This window comes from Mesorhizobium sp. LSJC280B00 (assembly GCF_000502835.1).
Classification (GTDB): Bacteria; Pseudomonadota; Alphaproteobacteria; order Rhizobiales; family Rhizobiaceae; genus Mesorhizobium.
Genome location: NZ_AYVL01000011.1, coordinates 162,112 through 182,368 on the forward strand (window position 1 = coordinate 162,112; position 20,257 = coordinate 182,368).

21 protein-coding genes are annotated in these 20,257 nt (G+C 63.0%); 11 read left to right on the plus strand and 10 right to left on the minus strand.

All coding sequences use genetic code 11. From position 1 onward, the window contains the following. Positions 1-32 precede the first annotated feature (32 nt). From X773_RS56810 to X773_RS56820, 3 genes are all read left to right on the plus strand, one after another. A complete protein-coding gene (locus X773_RS56810) occupies positions 33-422 on the plus strand; it encodes a metalloregulator ArsR/SmtB family transcription factor (protein WP_023677309.1) in 390 nt (129 codons plus the stop codon). Beyond that, positions 419-952, plus strand: a complete 534-nt coding sequence (locus X773_RS56815) for an SRPBCC family protein (RefSeq protein ID WP_023677310.1) — start codon at positions 419-421, stop codon at positions 950-952. The genes X773_RS56810 and X773_RS56815 overlap by 4 nt, the downstream gene beginning before the upstream one ends. Positions 953-1,053: 101 nt before the next feature. After that, positions 1,054-1,629 carry a dihydrofolate reductase family protein gene (locus X773_RS56820; RefSeq protein ID WP_031211957.1) on the plus strand — a complete coding sequence of 192 codons (576 nt, stop codon included), beginning with the start codon at positions 1,054-1,056 and terminating at the stop codon, positions 1,627-1,629. Between the two features lie 64 nt (positions 1,630-1,693). Here X773_RS56820 and X773_RS56825 read toward each other — a convergent pair whose 3' ends face one another. From X773_RS56825 to X773_RS56850, 7 genes are all read right to left on the minus strand, one after another. Then, positions 1,694-2,494, minus strand: a complete 801-nt coding sequence (locus X773_RS56825; RefSeq protein ID WP_023677312.1) for a class I SAM-dependent methyltransferase — start codon at positions 2,492-2,494, stop codon at positions 1,694-1,696. Positions 2,495-2,646: 152 nt separating this feature from the next. Further along, positions 2,647-3,561, minus strand: a complete 915-nt coding sequence (locus X773_RS56830) for a DUF930 domain-containing protein (protein WP_023677313.1) — start codon at positions 3,559-3,561, stop codon at positions 2,647-2,649. A gap of 183 nt (positions 3,562-3,744) precedes the next feature. After that, positions 3,745-4,068, minus strand: coding sequence for an SDR family oxidoreductase (locus X773_RS78140; RefSeq protein WP_245274723.1), 324 nt, complete (start codon positions 4,066-4,068; stop codon positions 3,745-3,747). Beyond that, complete coding sequence (locus X773_RS56835; protein WP_023677315.1) at positions 3,986-4,501, minus strand: SDR family NAD(P)-dependent oxidoreductase; 516 nt, start codon at positions 4,499-4,501, stop codon at positions 3,986-3,988. The genes X773_RS78140 and X773_RS56835 overlap by 83 nt, the downstream gene beginning before the upstream one ends. A 47-nt stretch (positions 4,502-4,548) precedes the next feature. After that, positions 4,549-5,553, minus strand: coding sequence for a sugar-binding protein (locus X773_RS56840; RefSeq protein WP_023677316.1), 1,005 nt, complete (start codon positions 5,551-5,553; stop codon positions 4,549-4,551). A gap of 51 nt (positions 5,554-5,604) precedes the next feature. Then, positions 5,605-6,666, minus strand: a complete 1,062-nt coding sequence (locus tag X773_RS56845) for an ABC transporter permease (protein WP_023677317.1) — start codon at positions 6,664-6,666, stop codon at positions 5,605-5,607. A 55-nt stretch (positions 6,667-6,721) separates the two neighbouring features. Then, positions 6,722-7,462 carry an ATP-binding cassette domain-containing protein gene (locus X773_RS56850; RefSeq protein WP_023677318.1) on the minus strand — a complete coding sequence of 247 codons (741 nt, stop codon included), beginning with the start codon at positions 7,460-7,462 and terminating at the stop codon, positions 6,722-6,724. A 443-nt stretch (positions 7,463-7,905) separates the two neighbouring features. Between X773_RS56850 and X773_RS56855 the strand changes: the two genes are divergently transcribed. The 3 genes from X773_RS56855 to X773_RS56865 all read left to right on the plus strand — a co-directional run bounded on the left by X773_RS56855 (position 7,906) and on the right by X773_RS56865 (position 11,654). Beyond that, positions 7,906-9,339 (plus strand): hypothetical protein, encoded by a 1,434-nt coding sequence (locus X773_RS56855; RefSeq protein ID WP_023677319.1) that lies wholly within the window; start codon positions 7,906-7,908, stop codon positions 9,337-9,339. 132 nt (positions 9,340-9,471) lie between these two features. Then, positions 9,472-11,034, plus strand: a complete 1,563-nt coding sequence (locus X773_RS56860) for a serine hydrolase (protein WP_031211960.1) — start codon at positions 9,472-9,474, stop codon at positions 11,032-11,034. Between the two features lie 182 nt (positions 11,035-11,216). Further along, positions 11,217-11,654, plus strand: coding sequence for a hypothetical protein (locus X773_RS56865; protein ID WP_156937356.1), 438 nt, complete (start codon positions 11,217-11,219; stop codon positions 11,652-11,654). A 119-nt stretch (positions 11,655-11,773) separates the two neighbouring features. Here X773_RS56865 and X773_RS56870 read toward each other — a convergent pair whose 3' ends face one another. After that, a complete protein-coding gene (locus X773_RS56870; RefSeq protein ID WP_023677322.1) occupies positions 11,774-12,715 on the minus strand; it encodes a hypothetical protein in 942 nt (313 codons plus the stop codon). A gap of 288 nt (positions 12,716-13,003) precedes the next feature. Between X773_RS56870 and X773_RS56875 the strand changes: the two genes are divergently transcribed. After that, entirely contained in the window at positions 13,004-13,444 is a 441-nt protein-coding gene (locus X773_RS56875) for a hypothetical protein (RefSeq protein ID WP_023677323.1), read from the plus strand. A gap of 18 nt (positions 13,445-13,462) precedes the next feature. Here the strand turns inward: X773_RS56875 and X773_RS56880 are convergent, their stop codons facing one another. Further along, complete coding sequence (locus X773_RS56880) at positions 13,463-14,095, minus strand: TetR/AcrR family transcriptional regulator (RefSeq protein WP_023677324.1); 633 nt, start codon at positions 14,093-14,095, stop codon at positions 13,463-13,465. Between the two features lie 720 nt (positions 14,096-14,815). Between X773_RS56880 and X773_RS56885 the strand changes: the two genes are divergently transcribed. From X773_RS56885 to X773_RS56895, 3 genes are read left to right on the plus strand one after another with little or no spacing between them, the layout of a single operon-like run. Beyond that, on the plus strand, positions 14,816-15,301 hold the full coding sequence (locus X773_RS56885) for a (2Fe-2S)-binding protein (protein ID WP_031211962.1): 486 nt from the start codon (positions 14,816-14,818) through the stop codon (positions 15,299-15,301). Then, entirely contained in the window at positions 15,298-16,281 is a 984-nt protein-coding gene (locus X773_RS56890) for a xanthine dehydrogenase family protein subunit M (protein WP_023677327.1), read from the plus strand. The genes X773_RS56885 and X773_RS56890 overlap by 4 nt, the downstream gene beginning before the upstream one ends. Further along, a complete protein-coding gene (locus X773_RS56895) occupies positions 16,278-18,599 on the plus strand; it encodes a xanthine dehydrogenase family protein molybdopterin-binding subunit (RefSeq protein ID WP_023677328.1) in 2,322 nt (773 codons plus the stop codon). The genes X773_RS56890 and X773_RS56895 overlap by 4 nt, the downstream gene beginning before the upstream one ends. Before the next feature lie 247 nt (positions 18,600-18,846). Here the strand turns inward: X773_RS56895 and X773_RS56900 are convergent, their stop codons facing one another. Continuing rightward, positions 18,847-19,857, minus strand: coding sequence for an NAD(P)-dependent alcohol dehydrogenase (locus X773_RS56900; RefSeq protein WP_023677329.1), 1,011 nt, complete (start codon positions 19,855-19,857; stop codon positions 18,847-18,849). Positions 19,858-19,962: 105 nt separating this feature from the next. Between X773_RS56900 and X773_RS0138050 the strand changes: the two genes are divergently transcribed. Further along, positions 19,963-20,257, plus strand: a 295-nt coding sequence (locus tag X773_RS0138050; RefSeq protein ID WP_031211964.1) for a LysR family transcriptional regulator, incomplete at its 3' end; no start/stop codon positions are given.

Consider the following 20,257-nt stretch of genomic DNA (forward strand, 5'->3'; position numbering starts at 1 on the left):
CTATCTCAAAGCGTGCGTCTATATTCAACTACATGGTTGAATTAGAGACACCCCAGATGGACGCGGTTTTTCACGCCCTTGGCGACGCCACCCGGCGGCACATGCTTCGCGATCTCGCCGATGGCGAGAAAACGGTAAGCCAGCTGGCGGAACCCTTCGTGATGTCGCTCGCGGCGGCCTCCAAGCACATCAAGGCGCTGGAGAACGCAGGGCTTATTCGTCGAGAGGTGAGGGGCCGCACGCATCTGTGCCGACTAGCCCCTGGACCGCTGGCCAGCGCCCATCAGTGGCTCAGCTTCTACGAGCGCTTCTGGACCGGTCGTCTCGATGTTCTCGAACGCCTTCTTCGCGAAGAGGACGCACGCAAAGCCCAGGATGAGTCCAGGAAATCGCCCAACCCGAAAGAAGGAGACGAGCAATGAACCAGATGAGAACCATCGACGCCTATGGCGAGCTGAGCGAGCCCGCCACGTTCACCATCCAGCGCCTCTTGCCCGGCCCCATCGAGCGCGTCTGGGCCTATCTCACCGAGAGTGACTTGCGCCGGCAATGGATGGCCGCGGGCCAGATGGAAATGAAGGCCGGCAGCTCGTTCGAGTTGGTCTGGCGTAACGACGAGCTGACGGACCCGCCTGGCCAGCGACCCGCGGGCTTTCCCGAAGAGCATCGGATGGAGGGCCGGATCACCGAACTCGATCCGCCGCGCAAGCTTTCCATCACCTGGGGAAACACCGGCGGCGTCTCCTTCTTGCTGGAGGCGAAGGGTAGCGATGTGCTGCTCACCGTCGTTCATCGCCGCCTGCCGGAACGTGCAATCCAGCTCAACATCACGGCCGGCTGGCACATACACCTCGACCTGCTGGCCGCCCGCCTGGCGGGCAAGACGCCGACCTCGTTCTGGGACGGCTGGAGCCGCCTGCGGGAAGAATACGACCGCCGCCTGCCGGCCTGATGTAACTCGCGGCGGCCATCCCTGAGGTCGCCGCCAGCAACACGAAGCAACGCTGAAACGATGAAACGTGCTTGCATCCCGCAAGCCTGATGGAGGAAGTCATGCGCAAATTGATCGCTGGAATGAAGATTTCCATCGACGGCAAGATGGAGGGGCCCGAGGGTTATGCCGATTGGGTCGACGCGTGGTCGGACGAATACGGCCTGACGCCGCAAATCGACGCTTGCCTGCTTGGCAGCGTCATGTATGCCGGCTACGAGCGCTACTGGAGCGCCATCCAGAACGAGCCCGACAAGCCGCTGCCGATGACCGGCAAATTGCCGAAGCCGGCCGAGCTCGAATGGGCCCGCTTCGCCGCGCAGACGCCGCATTATGTGCTGTCGAACACAATGACTTCGGCGGCCTGGCCAAAGACGCGCTTCGTGCGGAATTTCGAGGATATCGCTGCGCTGAAACAGCAGCCCGGCAAGGACATCTACCTTATGGGCGGCGCCCGAATTACCGCGAGCCTTATCGATGCCGGGCTGGTCGATGAACTCAGGCTGATCGTCTATCCGCTGCTCGCCGGTGACGGAAAGGCACTGTTTGGAACGGCGAAGAATCGTCGTGGGCTCGAACTGCGCAAGGTCGAGCAGCTTTCGGACGGCCGCGTCGGGCTGGTCTACGGGATCGGCTAAAGCGCGTCGCGTTCGATCGGCCTCATGCGACGCGCTTTTTGCGCGGCATGCATTAGCGCCAAGGTCAGGCAACGACGCCGCGGCAGGCCCAGGCGACATTGGCAAAGGACCTCGGGCCGTCGGGCCGGCCGGCCTCATAGGCGTCGCGCATGGCGGCGTCGGTGCGCGCCCGCTCTTCCGGGTCGAGCGTGGCCACATACTTACCGAGCGGCCCTTCGCCGGCGGCAATCGGCGCCCAGTAATCATCGAAATTTTGGTAGTCCATGCGGATCATCAACTGGGTTTCCGTAACGTCGCGGAGACCCTGTTCGACAAAGGTCCGTTTCATTTCACCCGGCTGCATCATCGGCTGCGTGCAATAGCGGGCACGCAGCTGGCGTCCGCCTTCACTGAGCACCGCCACCGTGTCGATCATCATGCGCATCCCCGGCATGCCGCCGAGATGGTCCCATACCGTCGCCGCGACGACGCCGCCCGGCCGCACGACGCGGCGCATCTCGGCGACTGCCTTGCCGGCTTCCGGCACGAAATGGAGCACGAGCAGGGCTAGGGCACGGTCGAACGCGCCATCCTCAAAGGGCAGGGCGCAGGCATCCGCCTGACGGATTTTTATCCGCGGATCGGTGTTGCGCCGGATTGCCTCCTCGACGAAAACGGCCGAAAAGTCGATCGCCGCGACCTCGCCGAGGTCAGCGGCCTTGACGAGTGCGAAGGTCAGGCTGCCGGTACCGCAACCGACGTCGAGGATCTTTTCGCCGTCCTTGAGGCCCGCGAAGCCGATGAACAGCGGCGCGAGCTTTTGGCTCCAGCGGCCCATGAGCTGCTCATAGCCGGCAGCATGGTGAACGTTGAAACTTGAAGTCATCGAAGCCTCCTCCCAAAGCCGTATGCTAGACTTCGGCGGCCGCTGACGAAAGCCACTTTTGGCGCGTGTTGGTTCGGCAGCCCGGAGCGCGCGAAGACATCGCCGGCCGGATTTGATGGCGCCGGCCAGCCAGCCTCCGTGGCCTCGACCACCTATTCGGCGGGCAACCCGCGGCGCTTCCATTCGCTGCGCGGCACCGGATTTCCAACACGAAAGGCAAACGAAACGACTCTCGTCGCGTCCGGATCGACCTCGCAGCGAAAGCTCAGATCGTACCACTGCCCGTTTGCAGGGAACGGCGCACTGGCGACGTTCATGACCGTGCCGGCCTTCAGCCGATACTCAAGCAGGCTGTTTGGGAAATAGGGGGGCGACGCGTGCACCAATTGCTGTGCGAGTTCCGTGTTGCAGAGCTGACCGATCCGCTCGGCGCGCGGCACATTTTTCATCGCGGTTGTCGCCACCACCGGATCACCGGTTGCTGATTTCGAGAACAATCTCTTCGCTTCCTGAAGCTTCAAGGGCCTTTGCACTTTGGCGACATCCGCTGGCTTGGGCTTCGGCGGCGGTGATGCGCCAGGCGACGGAGCCTGGTCTTTCCCCTCGACCGCTGTCACGGCAGGTGGCTGTGCAAGATCCTGGTTACTGGGAACTTGCGGCGCTGGCGGTTGTTCCGAACCATCCTCCGCACTGTTGCCGTCCAGAGACTTGCGAGGACCGGCGTCCTTCTCACCGAATTGGAAGACAGGTCTCTGCGCGGTGATCTCACGGCTCGTCGGCGTCTCGACCTTGGCTTCCGGCTGCTTTTCCGGCTTGGGCGGTTCAGCGGGGGACGGAGGTTTGGTTTTTTCCGGCGGTTTAGGCGGCGGCACGATATCAACTGCGATGGGCTGCTCCTTCTGCGGCTGCGGGGGCGACAGCGGCAGTGCGGACAAAAGAAGCGCGGCGGCGAGCAAATGCACGACCGCGGAGGCAGGCAAGGCCCACCCGAATACCCGGCGCTGATCCCGTATGTCGTCTCTCATCGTGACCGGTGTGTGGAATGAAATATTGGCGGCATCAAGCATCGATACCGCCGGACGTCGAAATAACCCGTTGCGAATCGATAGTCGGCGGCTGCAACACGGCGCGTCATCCAATTGTCCGGCGTCGGCGTCCGTGCAGGGGACCGGGCCAGCAGCGGATGCGGCAAGTCGTCATTTCAGGCGGCTAGCAGGCACGCCCTGCCGGCACGGTGTCGCCGGTTGAAATCACAGGGAAACCGATAGCCCGCCGTCAACCGCCAGCACGTGCCCGTTGACGTAAGCGGCAGCGTCGGAGGCGAGAAACACCACCGCTCCGCCGAGCTCCTCAGGCTGGGCCCAGCGGCCCGCGGGGGTTCGTGCCTCGACCCATTTGGTGAAGGCCTCGTCGCGCATAAGTGCGGTGTTGAGCTCGGTGGCGAAATAGCCGGGGGCGATGGCGTTGACGGTGATGCCGTGACGGCCCAGCTCAGCGGCAGTGGAGCGTGTCAGCCCGTGCAGGCCCGCCTTTGCCNTTTGCCGCCACATAGGCGTGAATGGTGGGGCGGCCAAGGATCGCTGCGACCGATCCGGTGTTTATTATGCGGCCGAACTTGTTTGGCAGCATCAGGCGCACCGCGTCGCGCATCATGCGGAAGCAAGCCGACAGATTGACGGCAACCACATGGTTGAAATCCTCGTCCTGCCATTCGACCAGCGGTTTACGATGCTGGATGCCGGCGTTGTTGACCAGAATGTCGAGGCGGCCGTGGCGTTCGACGATTCCTTCGAGCGACGCCCTTGAGATCGCCGCGTCGGTGACATCGAACGGCAGGGCTTCTGCACCGATCCTTTCGGCCGCTACGGAAAGGGCGGCCACGTCGCGGGCATTGACGATCACCGTCGCACCGTTTTCGGCAAGTGCCTTGGCCATGGCGAAACCAAGACCACGCGAGGCACCCGTGACCAATGCGACACGGCCCTTGAGCGAGAACAATTCCGGCATTGAGATCCCCTATGAAATGGGCGGGAGTTTCCTCCCGCCCAAAAGCACTATTTGGCGACGCAAGTGTCGGCTGTCTCCGGAGTGCAGACATCGAGGCCCGTGTAGGTCGGGTCGGCCGGCGGAGCCTTGCCCTCCTTCATTTCCTTCAGCGCCATCATCGTCTTGTAGCCCATCTCGAACGGCCGCTGGCCGACCTGGCCAAGGGAGAAACCTTCCTTCATCTGGTCGATCTGTACCGGAAGCGTGTCGGCAACGACAAGGGCCAGGGCTTTCGAGGCGATCTTGTCCTTGTACGGTGCGACCGCGGCGCGGTTGGCATCGGGAATGAACTGCGGGAAGCCACCGGTTGGGACGAATGCGTCGAGGTTCGGGTTTTTCGCCATGATATCCTCGAACTGTTGCACCGAAAGCGGAAAATCATCGTTGGTGTAGAGCGGACAGCCTTCGATTTCGGTCCAGCCGTTCTGGCCCGTCAGCCGATCCCCGGGCGAAGCCGCCGATTTGGTGCCCGAAAGTGTATCGCGAATGCCCTGCATGCGCTCGTTGTGGTTGGCCGCCGCGGCGCCGCCGGACTGGATGCAGATCGTGCCGCCTTTGGGCTTGATCTGCATGACAAGCTTGGCGAGGTTCTCGCCGATCTCATAATTGTGCGTGCCGATATAGGCGACGCGAAGATCTTTGTTCTCGGGCAGGAGGTCGGAATCCCAAGTGAGGACCGGGATGCCGGCTTCCTTGGCGGCCTGCAGCGCAACCGCCATAGCCGCGGCGTTCGATGGCGACACGGCGATGCCGTCCACCTTCTTGGCCACGAGATCCTGTACGATCTGTACCTGCTCGTCGCCGCCGCCATGCTCGCCGGGGCCAATATACATGCACTCCACGGCGCCATTGGATTCGGCCTCGGCCTTCTTGCAGCCGTCGCGTGCCTGGTCGAAGAAAGGATTGTTCATGTTCTTCGGCACCAGGGCAAAGGTGTATTTCGCCTGGGCGCCGGAAACGGCGAGCACCATTGCGCCAAGCGCCACGGCGGCCGTCAGCAGATGTTTTTTCATGTGACGTTCTCCTCCTGGGTGTGATCCCGCAAGCCTCCCGCCGGCGGGTTTCTAGCGACGTTTTTTGGGCATCAAGACTGCCAGCGACGCGGCGAGAATCGATTTGCCGCCGGTTTGCATGCCCAAAAGAACCGCAAGAACGATGAAGGCGCCGACGAAGGCACCTTGCCAATTTGAATCGATGCCGGCCATCAGCAGCGCATTCCTGATCACCTCGAGGAACGCCGAACCGATGATCGCACCGAAGGCCGTGCCGGCGCCGCCCATGAGGCTGGCGCCGCCAATGACCGTCGCCGCGATCACGCGCAGCTCGTAGCCTTGGCCCATGGCATTGATGGCCGAGCCGTTATAGCCGAGGAGCAGGAGCGAGGCGAGCGCGGCGGTGAAAGCCGAGAAGACATAGGCCTGGAATTTAATCCAGTTGACCGGAACGCCGGTGAGCCGTGCCGCCTCCTCATTGCCGCCGATGGCGAAGAGATGCCGGGCCCAGGCTGTGAAGTTGAATACGAAGCCGACAATCAGGGCCAAGATCACCATGGTCCAGAATTGTGACGACAGTTCTGGTATCCAATGCGGTGCCCAGTCGTTCGGACCATGCCGCGGCCATTTCCACTGACCGATTGCCTTCACGATCGGAGCATCGGGCCCGAACTGGTAGAGCATCTGGTTGGCCGAGAATACGACCGCCAGCGAGCGCGCGACGGACAGCATACCGAGGGTGACCACAAAGGACGGCATCCCGACATAGGCGACAAAGAATCCGTTGACCGCGCCACAGGCCAGACCGGAGAAAAGGCCCATGGCGAAGGCGACGTACCAGGGATAATGCCAGGTGAGGAACAGGCCGGCGACGATGACCACGAGACCCATGACGGAGCCGACCGACAGATCGATACCGCCGGTGATGATGACGATCGTCATGCCGAGGGCCATGATGCCGAAAGGTGCGAAATTGCGCGTCACATTGGCGACGTTTTCAGAGGTGCCGAAGCTCGGCTCCATCGCAGTCATCAACATGACGAGCGCGATGAGCGCGATCGTCACCCAGAAGGGCTGACTTGAAATCACACGTTGGAGAACTGTTTTTTCCTTGGTCGGGACGAAATCCGACATGGCCGGCCGGCCATGTTCTTCGACTGAGCCCTGAACGCCAACTGACTCCTGAACACTATTCGCCACGGATGGCCCCCGTTATCAGTCCAGTGATTTCCTCGGGCGATGTTTTGTCAGCTGGCTTGTCGGCAACTTTCGAGCCCCGCCTGAGGACGATAATGCGATCTGCCACGGCGAACACGTCAGGCATTCGGTGACTGATCAGCATGACGCCGACTCCTTGTGCTTTGAGGCGTCGGATCAGTTCGAGTACTTCCGCCACCTGGCGCACGGAGATGGCGGCCGTTGGTTCGTCCATCAGCACCAGCTTAGCATTTGAAAGCCGGGTCCGCGCGATGGCGACCGCCTGGCGCTGCCCACCCGACATCTTCCTGACGAGGTCGCGCGGCCGGGTTTCCGATTTGAGTTCCTTGAACAGCGCTGCCGAGCGATCGATCATCGCCTGCTTGTCAAGAATCCTGATCGGCCAGAAGCCTTTCTTGATCTCGCGCCCCAGAAAGACGTTCTGCGCGGCCGTCAGATTATCGGCGAGCGCCAGGTCCTGATAAACAACTTCGATCCCCTTGGCGCGGGCCTGCACGGGCTGGTGGAAGTGGCACACCTCGCCCTCGACTACAATTTCGCCGTCGCTCGGAGGAAAATTCCCGGCCACAGCCTTGACTATCGTCGACTTGCCGGCCCCGTTATCCCCCATCAGACCAACGACTTCGCCTCGCTCCACCTGGAAGCTGACGTCAGTCAGGGCCTGGATAGCCCCGAAATTCTTGGAGACGTGGCGAACCTCAAGCACCGGCATCGCGGTCCTCCCGGGACAACATTTATCGGTCTTGTCCCTGGTCAATGCACAGCAGCTAATCAGCGAAACGTATTCAACACAATCATTTATTAGGTCAGGCCTCCCGGCCGTAACGCGCCTCGTCCGAGTGTGACTTGTAGCTGCTGCAGAGCACCGAGGCGCTCGGCCGATCCTTACAACAGTCACCAGGCGATCCTCAGGCTTGCGCCGCTTCATATCCGTTTCGGGTGAAATGAGTGGGCATTTTGCGAGCGGTGCCAACGCCTCGGGTATGGAGCGCGGCAGAACATGTCATTCAAACACACGAGGACAGTGGCCAAGCCTGTCCCTAGCGTGCGTCGGCCAGAGCGCACGTCAGGAGATGAACCCGCATTCGGGGGAGGCGAGGGTCAAGTGTTGAAAGTCCGCTCCTTAACGGCGCTGCACGAGAGGGATATTCGGTCATGAATTTCAAAGGTTTGATCAAGCGTGCCGAGACTGTGGAGAGAGCGTTCAAGGAGCTCGAAACCGATTTGGCGGATGCGTTTAGCGAATGTCTCAACGTGGACGATCAGTCGCCGTTGAACGACGTCACTGTGCCGGATGAGACTGTGTCGGATGAGAATCTCGCGGCAACGGATGACAGCTCGCAGCTCGAGGCCAATGCGGACGCCTTCGAGACCGCACGACGGCTGTCCCCCCATACGCAAACCCGGCTGGCTGCCTTAAGTGCGGTCGATGGGCTCTTTCACGACGCGCAGGAGTATCTGGGGGAGATCAATGCGAAACTGTCGGAGATCGCGACCTCGCATCATCTGACGGGCGAATTCCTGAAACTGCTCCACGGCGACATTCTTCGCGCCAACGAATTGGAGCTGGCAAATACCGGCCTGACCGCGCAGCAAAGAGTGCTGTCCGAACAGCTCCACGAAGCGACCAGAAAGCAGCGCGAGCGCGACAGCGCTATCGAGGCCCTGCAGCAGCACGAGGCGAGCCTGGTCGAGGACAAGGAAGCACTTCGCGGCGCGCTGGCTGCAGCAAGGCTGGAACTCGTCGTGGCAGGCAATGCGAGCGCAAAACGCGAAGCCGAGTTCGGCGAGCTTGTCAAAACGCTCTCGGCCAGAGCGGTCGAGGCCAACAGACGCTCGCGCGAGAACGAGATGCTGCGGGAGAAGCATGTCAGTCTGTCGATCGATCTCGACAAGGCGCTGAAACGGGAGGCCGAGGCGCGGCACAGGCTGGACGAACTCTCGACTATCCATGCCAATGACGCCGCGCAGGTTTCGGAACTGCTGGCCGCGCTTGGCAAGAGCGAGAAAGAGGAAATGCGGCTGCAGAAATCGCTCGATATGGCGCAGACGAAGCTGTCGGAAATGACGGAAGCGGCCCGCATCAGGGACGGTGACAGGGAAGCCGAACTTGCACGCGGTGTCGCGGAGATGACCGGCTTGCGTTCTGAAATCGAGGACCTTCGATCGCGGCTGGAGGCCGCCTCCAACCAGAACAGCGAAGCCGCCAGCGAGATCGCCAGGCTCAAGGCCCAAGCGAGCGACGCGGTGGCCGAAAAGCAAATTGTCGAGCAAAAATTGTCTGCTCTCACGAAGGAGAGCGAAAACGACAAGATGACCCTTTCCGCGGTCAGCGCGAATTTTTCGCAGCTTTCCCTGCAGCAGGCTTCCGAACAGATACAGTTCGACGTCCAGAGGCAGGAATGCGAGGATCTGCGAGCCGAAGTCGCGTCGCTTCAAGCCCGGGTCAAGGAACTGTTGCCCTACGAGCGGCTCCACAAGGTCACCAACGCCAGACCGCGTGAAGACGGCGTGGTCGAGATCACCGCCGCGGTGGCGGAGAAGGCCCGCGCCAGCAGACGGCGCCTCCGCATGCGTGCCGCATCCTAGCTCAGGCGCGGCTGTCTGAATTTCGACTGGTGTGAAGCGGACATCCGTCAATGGATGGCGGGTCGAGCGTGAGGCTGGCCTTCCCTGCGTCGGCCTGCGATAGTGCACGCCGGTGAAGCGGAGGGGCTGAGCATGCGGCTGTTCACAAACCGGAATCACCTCCGGTGGAGGATGTTGGCCTTCATCGCAATCATGGTGCTTTTGCCGAAGGCGGCGTCGGCCGATACCATTCCACCCGACAGGATCGCCGCGGCCCTTGCGAAGCTCGAATTGCTTGCCGAAGGCGTCGTCGCGGATGGTAGCGTGCCCGGTCTGGCCATCGGCGTCGTGCACGGCGACGAGGTGATCTTCCTCAAGGGATTCGGGCATCGCGAAGCCGGAAAACCGGAGATCGTCGACGCTGACACAGTCTTCCAGATTGCCTCGCTCTCCAAGCCGGTCTCCGCCACCGTCGTGGCGGCGCTGGTCAGCGACGGGATCGCTTCGTGGGATTCCAAGATCGCCGACCTCGATCCGGCTTTCCGGCTCGCTCAGCCCTATCCGACCAGCGAACTCACGGTCCGCGACCTGTTTGCGCACCGCAGCGGGCTTCCCGGCACCGCCGGCGACGACCTCGAGGACATCGGCTATGACCGCGCGGAGATCCTGCGCCGCCTGCGGTTCGTGTCGCCGTCATCGAGCTTTCGTGCCGGCTATTCCTACAGCAATTTCGGACTGACCGAGGGTGCCGTCGCGGCCGCGAAGCCGACGGGCAAATCATGGGAAGAGGTCGCCGAAGAGAAGCTCTACCGGCCGCTTGGAATGGCCTCGACCAGCTCCCGCCACTCGGACTTCATCAAGCACGCCAACCGCGCCGAGCTCCACGCCAAAATCGATGGCGCGTGGACCGCGAAGGTCCAGCGCTATCCGGATGCGCAGGCGCCAGCAGGCGGCGTCAGCTCCACCGCACGCGACCTCTCGCAATGGATGCGCCTTGTGCTTGGCAACGGGGCCTATGCCGGCAAGAGACTCATTGCCGCCGATGCGCTGGACCAGACACATATTCCCTTGATGGTTCGCGGCAAGAATCCCGTCTCCGGAGGCGAGGCCTTCTACGGCCTCGGCTGGAATGTCGAATTCGGCCGACACGGGCCGATCTGGGGTCATGCGGGCGCCTTCAGCGCCGGCGCCCGCAGCCTGGTGATGCTCTTCCCCGAGGAGAAGCTTGGCATCGTCGTTATCGCCAACGCCTTTCCGACAGGCGTGCCGGAGGGGCTGTCCGACAGCTTCGCCGATCTCGTCTTCGATGGAACGCTGGGCAAGGATAAGATAAAGGCATGGAATGATATCTATGCGAGCATGTTCGGCCCGGTGATTGCGGCGGCCAAGGCCACCTATGCCGCGCCGCCCTCTCCAGCAAGTCCGGCCGAGCCGGCCAGTGCCTATGCAGGCCGTTACTTCAACGACTTCTTCGGCGAAGCTATTGTGTCGGGCGAAGGACACACTCTTGTCCTTAAGGTCGGGCCCGCCGGCGCGCGGTCCTATTCACTGAAGCATTTCGACCGCGACCTCTTCGTGACCTTCCCCGATGCCGAGATGCCGGACAGGCCCTCGGCCGTAAGCTTTGCGGTCGGCCGCGACGGCAAGGCGTCGGCCATGACCGTCGAATTTCTCGACGACAATCATCTCGGCACGCTGCGGCGCGTGGGGGACTAGGGGTCAGCACCCAACCAATCCGAACGACCGAGTTCGACCCCATTGCGGACATCCAGTAATTCCGGCAAACGTCAGCCGGAACTGTCGTGCGCGGAGGTTGTGAAAGTTCCATGATGTTGAGGGTATGTGCTCTCTATGCCGTCATAGCTCTGTCCCTCGCTGGTTGCGCGGGACTCGGCTCGTTGAAATACCAAGGCGTGGTGGAAGGAAGACCCCCGACCAGTCTTGGCAAGCAGCTTCCATACGGAGAGTATTTCAAGGTGGAGGTGTCATCTACCATCGACATCACACAATATTTGGAAAGGTCGAGCAGAGAGCACGTCTATCTGCTCGCACGGCTATGCCCTGCCTCCGGCCAAAAGGACTCGAAAGTCATCGCATTCGGGCCGTTTGAAACTCGTCAGCGCCAACAATACGACATCTATCTCGTGGCACGACATCCTGAATCCGGCATCCGATACAGCGACACCTTCCTTGCAGAGTTCGGCGCCTACGACCTCAAGAGGGACAAGCGCGACGTCTGCATCAAATTTTCCGCTCCAGGGTATCCTGCCGCCGTACAATCCGAGGAGTTGCGAGTTCCTGCCGAGGTGTTCAGTCGCAATGCGAATGCCGAGTAGGTCCGCTTTCCATCCATCTCGGCCATTTGGCGGCAGCCAGTTGATCGAGTTTTGATCCCAGGCCGCCGGACTCAAATTGAACCGTGCCGCCGGCGCGTTCTCAACTCACGACGCCGCGCTCAACTCAAAGACGCTGGACCGTACTGAAGCAATTTGAAGCAATCGCCGCTGCCCGATGTCGCCTTCGTCAGGAAGGGTTTCGACCGGTCGAGCCATTCCTGGTGCGATCTGGCATCGGCTTCGATTTCATTGGCCGGTGCAAGCTTGACGAAGCCGCGCCCGTTGCTGAAAAGCCAGCACGCGCGGCCGAGAAACCGCCTGCTGCGCTGGCGCAGCAGATCGGCATCATAAAAGACGTCGAGCACCTCCCGCTTGATCTTCCGCTCCTTTTCGGGATTGGCGATCGCAACCTCGATCGGCTCGCCGCCGATCGCATCCTGCAGGTCCTTGTAATCCAGGGCGATCTGGGTAGTGGCATATTTGATGTCGCTCTCGTCCCGGACGATGTTGAACCATAGCATTGGGTTGAGCTCGTTGACGACGAACGATGCTTCGAAATCGCGTGACAGATTGAGAATATCGAACCCCTGAACATCGACGTCGCGCTCGACCAGAAGGATCTGCGAAACCTGCTTGGCGAGCGCCGTTCCGTGGGCGCTGACGGCGGCATTGTTTCCGCCGTGTTCCGGACTGACATAGGCGCCGCCATCATCCAGCAGCGCGTCGAATTCGCCGAGGGCCTCCACGACAGCGCTGCCGCGGGCAACACGCGCCGCCAGTTTGGCGAGAACCTGCTGGAGCTCCGTTTCGCGTTTGCGCTGGTCCTGATAATTCTGCTGGAAAAAGAAGATGAACAGGGACACGCCAATCCCGATCAGGATCACGCCCAGCTGCGAAAAGATATTGCGATAATATTCCAGCAGCTTTTCACGATGGCGTACGTCGTCACGCACACTGTGCGCCACGCGAAGATTGACGATCAGCGAAACGACCAGGAGACCGGCACCGACCAGGATCAGGCCGCCGATCAGCAGGTAGCCATAGCCCGAGTTCAAATCCATTCTTTTGCCGCGCTCCCCGAAACCCCAGACAGCGCAGACTAATACCATTCCGCTTCAACACCTACGTTTTCATAGGAGCGCCGGCGACAGATCCCCGCTGGTCGGCCACTGTTCTTACAGCCAGGACTATGCTCGCCATCCGCCTCGTTTCGTGGCGGTCTTCTCGCGGCCGGAATTCAGGCCGCGTGCTTGGAACCAATGACGGGCGAGACTGTTCAGCTATGACTTTGATATGACGCCGACGTGCCCGGCCGGCTGGGCATGCGGCGATCTTGAGGAGTTCTCATCATGAAGATTTCGTCCAGATTTCGTTCAGTCGCAGTTGCCGTCATCGCTGCGGCGGCAGTTAGCTTTGCCAGCGTCGCGCATGCCGACAGCGGTACGATCCGCTTCGCCATCTACAAGGCGGCCTTTTTCATCGGCGGCTCCGGAGGCGAGGGCACACTGACCTTCCATGGTCGCCGATATCCCATCTCGGTCGGCGGCATCTCGGGCGGCCTCGCCTTCGGCGCCTCCAAGACCTATTTCAAAGGTACCGTGCGCCACATACGCCGCGCCCGGGATGTGACGGGGGTGTACGGTGCAGCGGGCGGTGGCGGCGCGCTCGGCAAAGGAGCCCAGGTGATCGTCATGACCAATGACAAGGGTGCCCAACTCGAACTCACGGGCAGGCAGGTAGGCCTGCAAGTCAATGCCGATCTCAGCGGTATGAGCATCTCGCTGAAATAAGGACAGTCACTGCATTCGTTATTCCTTGGATGGGCCGGATTTGGCCGCTCCAAACCGCAGCCCATCCATCAGCAGCGACACCAATCGGCGCGAGCGGTCGCGCCAGTCCTTGGTGTCCGGGGCCGAATAGATGCCGCCCAACGCATGCAGCACGTCGGAGGCATCGACATCGCCGCGGATCGAGCCGTCGGCGACCGCGGCATCGATCAGCCGCCGCAAGGCGAGCGTCACCCTGCCCGAAACGTCGGAGAACAGGGTTGAGTTGGTCGTGAGCAGGATGCGCAGGCTTGTCGACAGCCCGCGCTTGGTGGCGATGTAGTCGACGAAGCGCTGCATCCATTGTTCGAGCGCCATGTCGGGCGCATGATCGCGGGCGAGTTCGTCGGCCGCCTGGCACAGTCCTTCCACTTCGCGCCGATAAACCACCTCGACCAGGTGCTCGCGGGTTGGGAAATGCCGGTAGAGCGTGCCGATGCCGACGCCGGCCTGGCGCGCAATCTCCTCCAGCGAGGCATCGACGCCTTGGGCGGCAAAGGCTTTTGCCGCGACCTCGACCAGCGCATCGCGGTTGCGCTGCGCGTCGGCGCGCAGCGGCTTTGCAACGGCGGCTTCGGTTTTGTCTCCAGAAATGACGGGCGGCTCCGCGGCCAATTTTTTCTCCAGTGTTGATCCGAAGCATAACCGAACAGGCAGGCCCCGTTTCAAGAACGCAGACGCTTCCACCTTCGTTACGTCTCCGACAAATATAATCGCAAGTAAATATAATCACAGGATCGAGTCTGGGCCGGCGTTCCGGCAGGCGGAGGCATCTTGCCCGCCTCCGGTGCACGGCCGGTGGATGACGTCCGGTGGATGACGACGGAGGATATTTCCTCGCGGCCGGCACTCGTCATCTGTTCGGCCGATGCCGTGGGGCAAAAATGAGCCCACGTTGAGCACGATCCCCTCAGGATCATTGGACTGTCCTGCCCCTACAGACAGTTCAGAGAGCACCACCGGCTTGGGCCGGTGGTGCTTTTTTGTCTCCAGGCATGACGGCCGGCTGCCCTGCCAATTTCCTCCAATTTTGATCATTTTCGATCCTGGGCTTGAACAGGGCGGAGCAGGCCCTTAGGTAATAAGCGGAGGCGCCTCCGATTGTGGAGTGCCTTTCTCATGTAATCACGGGATCGGGTATGTCACGTCTTTCGACCTCCCAAGCCGCAGCCCTCCCGGAGCTCGCGCCAAGTCGAACCGACCCCCTCTGCCCTGCCGGGCATCTCGCCCGCAAGGGGGGAGATTAGCTCACCCAGCCATAAGCTGATCTTGCCGCTCGCCGGCCGGGCACCAGATCATCCCCTCCCGCGTCAAGCAACCGGAGCCAGACGCCCCATGACAAGCAAAACCCGAACTCCAATCCAACTTCGAATCAACGGACATCGACATGAGCTGGAGGTCGAACCGCGCGTTACCCTGCTCGACGCCTTGCGCGACCATCTCGGCCTGACCGGCACCAAGAAGGGCTGCGACCAGGGCCAGTGCGGCGCCTGCACCGTTCATATCGACGGCCAGCGCGTGCTGGCCTGCCTGACGCTCGCCACTCAGGCTGAAAGCAGGGACATCACCACCATCGAAGGGCTTGCCGGGGAGGATGGCACGCTGCATGCGGTGCAGGCCGCCTTCCTCGAACAGGATGCCTTCCAGTGCGGCTATTGCACGCCGGGCCAGATCATGTCGGCGGTCGCCTGCATTCGCGAAGGCCATGCCGGCTCGGATGAGGAGATCCGCGAATACATGGCCGGCAATCTCTGCCGCTGCGGCGCCTATCCGCATATCGTCGCCGCCGTGCGCCAGGCGGCCGTGGAGGCCGCGTCATGAGGGACTTTTCATATCTCCGCGCCAGCTCCGTCGATGCAGCCCGTGAGGCAGCAGCACTTCCCGGCGCCATGCTTTTGGCCGGCGGCACGACGCTTGTCGATCTCGCGAAATGCGGCGTTGCCGAACCCGAGACCGTGGTCGACATCACCCATCTCAAGGGACTGGACACGATTGCCGTTGATGACCGGGGCGCCACGATCGGCGCGCTGGCCAGGATGAGCCGCGTCGCTGACCATGCCGATATCAAGAGCCGGTTCCCCGCCGTCTCGGAAGCATTGTGGCAGGCGGCGTCAGCGCAGCTGCGCAACATGGCGACGATCGGCGGCAATCTGATGCAGCGTACGCGCTGCCCCTATTTCCGCGATCCGGCGAATTTCCCCGCTTGCAACAAGCGCTGGCCCGGCAGCGGCTGCTCGGCGATCGGCGGGGTCACCCGCGGCCATGCCGTGCTCGGCACCAGCGAGGCCTGCGTCGCCACCTATCCCGGCGACCTGGCGGTTGCACTCGTCGCCTTCGACGCGATCGTCCATCTCGGCGACCGTCAGATCGCCGTCGATGATTTTTTCCTGTTGCCGGGCAGCACGCCCGAAAGGGAACATGCGATCGAGCCCGGCGAGATGATCACCGCGATCGGCATTCCCGCTTCGGCGGCCGCCCGCCGCTCGACCTATCTCAAGGTCCGCGACCGCCAGTCCTATGAATTCGCCGCGGCAAGTGCCGCCGTCGGCATCGAATTCGAGGCCGACGGAAGGACAATTCGCGATCTGCGCGTCGCGCTTGGCGGCGTCGCCACCAAGCCATGGCGCGCCCGTGCCGTCGAAGAGGCGTTGAACGGCAAGGTGCTCGAGCCGGAGGTCGTCAGGCAAGCCAGCCTGCTCGCCGTCGAGGGCGCCGTCGACCGTGGCGCCAACCACTACAAGATCGAACTGGCGCCGCGCGTCGTCGCCCGCGCCATCCTCAAAATGGGAGAAACGGCATGACCGTTCACGAGTTGAGAACAAGACCCGGCGATGCCAAACGCGGCGACGCTTCGGACGGTGCCGTCCTCGCCGATCAGGTTGGCGGCCGGCTGTCGCGCGTCGACGGCCCGGCCAAGATCACCGGTGCCGCCAAATACGCCGTCGAGCAGCAGCTCGAGGGGCTTACGCATGCGGTGCTGGTCGAGAGCACCATTGCCGCCGGCCGGGTGCGTTCGATCGACACGGCCGCGGCCAAGGCGTCGCCCGGCGCGCTGCTGGTGCTGACGCCCGACAATATCCTGCCGCTGAGAACCGCAACGGACTGGCTGGGTACGCCGCCGCCGGATGTCGCCTATTGCCCGCTGGCGCGCGACATCACCTTCAGCGGCCAGCATGTCGCGGCGGTGGTGGCCGAGACTTTCGAGCAGGCGGTCGCCGCCGCGGCGCTGGTCAAGATCGCCTATGACGAGGCGGCGGCGATCGTCGACCTCAGCGATCCAAAGGCCGGCGACGGCATCCCGGTCGATGCGATGACCAAGGAATGGGGCGAGGCGGAGACAGCGTTCGCCTCGGCTCCGGTCAGGATCTGCAACGCCTACAACACGCCGCGCGAATACCAGGCGCCGATAGAGCCGCATGGCCTGATCGCAAAGTGGCAGGGCGACCAGCTGACGGTCTGGGAGCCGAGCCAATGGCTCGACGGCATGGCGCGGACCTATGCCGAATGGTTCGGCGTGCCGTTCGAGAATGTACGACTGGTCTCGCCCTATATTGGTGGCGGCTTCGGCTCCAAGGCGTTTGCCTATGGCTACGGCGCTGTAGCGGCAGTCGCCGCGAAAATGCTGGGACGGCCGGTGAAGCTGGCGGTCACCAGGCCGCAGACCTTCACCGCCTATGGCGGACGGGCGGCGACGCGCCAGACCGTGGCGCTCGGCGCCAACGCGGAGGGCCAGATCCAGTCGATCGTGCATCGCGGCGTCAACGAGACCTCGGTCGACGGCATGTGGGTCGAGCCGCTCGGCTCGGTCACCTCGGTCATGTACGCGACGCCGAATTTCTCGTCGCGGCAGAACGTCGTGCGGGTCAACACGGTGGTGCCAGGGGCATTGCGCGCGCCGGGCGAGAACCCGAGCGCCTTCGGCATCGAAAGCGCCATCGACGAGCTCGCCTACGAGGTCGGTATCGACCCGCTGGAAATCCGTCTCAGGAACTATGCCGAGCAGGACCCGCATGCGAAGAAGCCGTGGTCGACACGGCAACTGCGTGAGGCCTTCGCGGCCGGCGCCGAAGCCTTTGGCTGGTCGAAGCGGAACCCCCGGCCGCGTTCGATGCGCGACGGCAACCAGTTGATCGGCTGGGGTGTCGCGGCAGGCACCTACCCGGTCCGGCGCGCCTATGGCGAGGCGGTCGTGCGCATTCTCGCCGACGGCTCGGTCGAGGTCGAAAGCTCATCGATCGACATGGGGCAGGGCACCTACACGATCCTGGCGCAGACCGCCGCCGAGGTGGTGGGCGTGCCGGCGGAAAACGTCGTCGTCAAGCTTGGCGATTCCCGCTATGCCCGTGCCGGCGTCACCGGCGGTTCGCGGCTGGCCGGGGTGATGACCGGCGCCGTCCACAAGGCGGCGAGTGCCGCGCTCGACCAGCTGATCGGGCTCGCCATCAGCGATCCGGCTTCGCCGTTCCATGCGCTGCAGGCCAACACGCTCGTCGTCGCCAATGGCCGCATCGCTTCACCGCGCGGCAACGGCCCGGAAGTTTCGATCGCCGAATTGCTCAGCAGCGTCGGGCGCGAGCATATCGAGGCGAAGGGCGACACCATGCCGGCCAATTCGACGGTCGAGGACCGCTACAAGAACTACACCACCATAGCCATGGCGCTGCCGCACACCGAGGGCGACTATTCCCGCCACAGCTGGTGCGCGCATTTCATCGAAGTCCGCGTCGACGAGGACTTTGGCACGGTTCGCGTTTCCCGCGTGGTGTCGGCGCTGGATTCGGGCCGGCTCTACAATCCCAAGCTCGCCGAAAGCCAGTGGAAGGGCGGCATCATCATGGGCATCGGCCAGGCGCTGCTCGAGGAAGGCATCGTCGACCGCCGCCACGGCCGCATCGTCAACAACAACCTCGCCGACTATCTCATCGCCACCAATGCAGACATTCCCGACATCGAGGTGATCTCGGTCGGTATTCCCGATCCGCATTCCTCGGTGCTGGGCGGCAAGGGGGTCGGCGAGCTGGGCATCGTCGGCGTGGCGCCGGCGATCGCCAACGCGGTATTTCACGCCACCGGGAAAAGGGTGCGGGATCTGCCGATCACGCTGGAGAAGCTGATTTAGGGGCAGACGGTGAGGCTGCCAATCTCCTCTCAAGACTTGGGTTCCTCGCCCACCGCGAGGCGGGGGAGAGGTGGCCGCCCACGGGTCTTGCCTTCGGCAAGCCCGAGGACAGGCTCCGCGCCCGGAGAGGGGTCCTTCGTAGAGCGCGGTTTCCCCTCTCCGTCTCGGCTTCGCCGAGCCACCTCTCCCCACTTTCGTGGGGTGAGGAACCCAAGCTGGAATGAAGCCGCGCTCTGCCTTTCCAGGCTCACCACGTCAACGTAAACGCAAGCTTGCCGAAATGCCGGCCGCCGGCTGCCATATGGGCGTAGGCCTCGGTCGCCTGGTGCTGGCCGTAGACCGTGTCGATGACCGGATCGATACGGGCGGCGCCGATGGCGCGCGCCGCGTCGCGCAGGTCGGATACTGAACCGGTGTTGTTGCCCACCACCTTGAGTGCCTTGATGATGATCGGCAGCAGGTTCGTGGTGGCCTCGGCGCCGGTGACGAAGCCGATGGCGAACACCGTGCCGCCGGGCGCCGCGGCATTGATGGAGCGGGCGAAGGTGGCCGCGCCGCCGGTTTCGACGATCAGATCGGCGCCGAGCCCGTCGGTCAACTCGAGCACCTTGGCGTCCCAGTCCGGCGTCTCACGATAATTAATGAGATGATCCGCACCCAAGGCCTTGGCGCGCGCCAGCTTTTCGTCAGACGACGAGGTGATGATGACCGTGGCGCCGGCTGCCTTGGCCAGCTGCAGGGTCAAGATCGAGACACCACCGGTACCGAGCAGGACGACGACCGACCCCGGCCCGGCATCGGCGGCGCGAAGCGCATTCCACGCGGTGGTGCCGGCGATCGGCAGCGTCGCTGCCGCTTCGAAGGACAGATGCGCCGGCATCGGCACAACGGCATTGGCCGGCAGCGCGACATATTCGGCGAGCGAGCCGGGCAGTGTCAGCCCGCGCATCTCTCTGGTCTCATAAGGCCGCGGACGGCCGCCGATCCAGCGCGGTTTTGCATGGGCGATGACGCGGTCGTTGATGGCGAGCCTCGACACGCCCTCGCCGATACCGACGATCTCGCCGGCGCCGTCGACGACGGGAATGAGCGGAAAGCTCGGACCTGGATAGTTGCCGCTCGCTATCGCGACATCGACAAAATTGAGGCTTGCGGCGCGCAGGCGGATCAGCACTTCGCCGCGCTGCGGTTCAGGCGTGGGAACGGTGGCCGCGCGAAACGCGTCCAGTCTCGGGGCAGTCAGTTCGATCGCTTTCATGTCTCACTCCGGTTGATGGCCGATTGACGGGCCGGGATTGAGTGAAACTAGCTGCTGCGCTATTGGTATATAATCCTTGTGTTTTACATTTGAGCTCTGCGCCTGATGCAGCAATCGCACGAACCGGCAGCATTGGTCGAAATGGCCGCCTTCGCGGCAATCGCCGAAGCACGCTCCTTCACCAAGGCGGCTGCTCGCATCGGCCGCGACGCGACGATCCTGTCGCGGCGCCTTGCCTCGCTGGAAGAGCGGTTGGGCGTGCGCCTGCTGCACCGGACGACACGAAGCGTGTCGCTAACCGAGGCGGGTTCGGAATTTCTCGTTCGCGTCCGCGCCATCCTGGCTGCGGTCGACGAGGCCGAGGCTGCCGCGTCGGCGCATGCCGGCGGCGGGCCGCGCG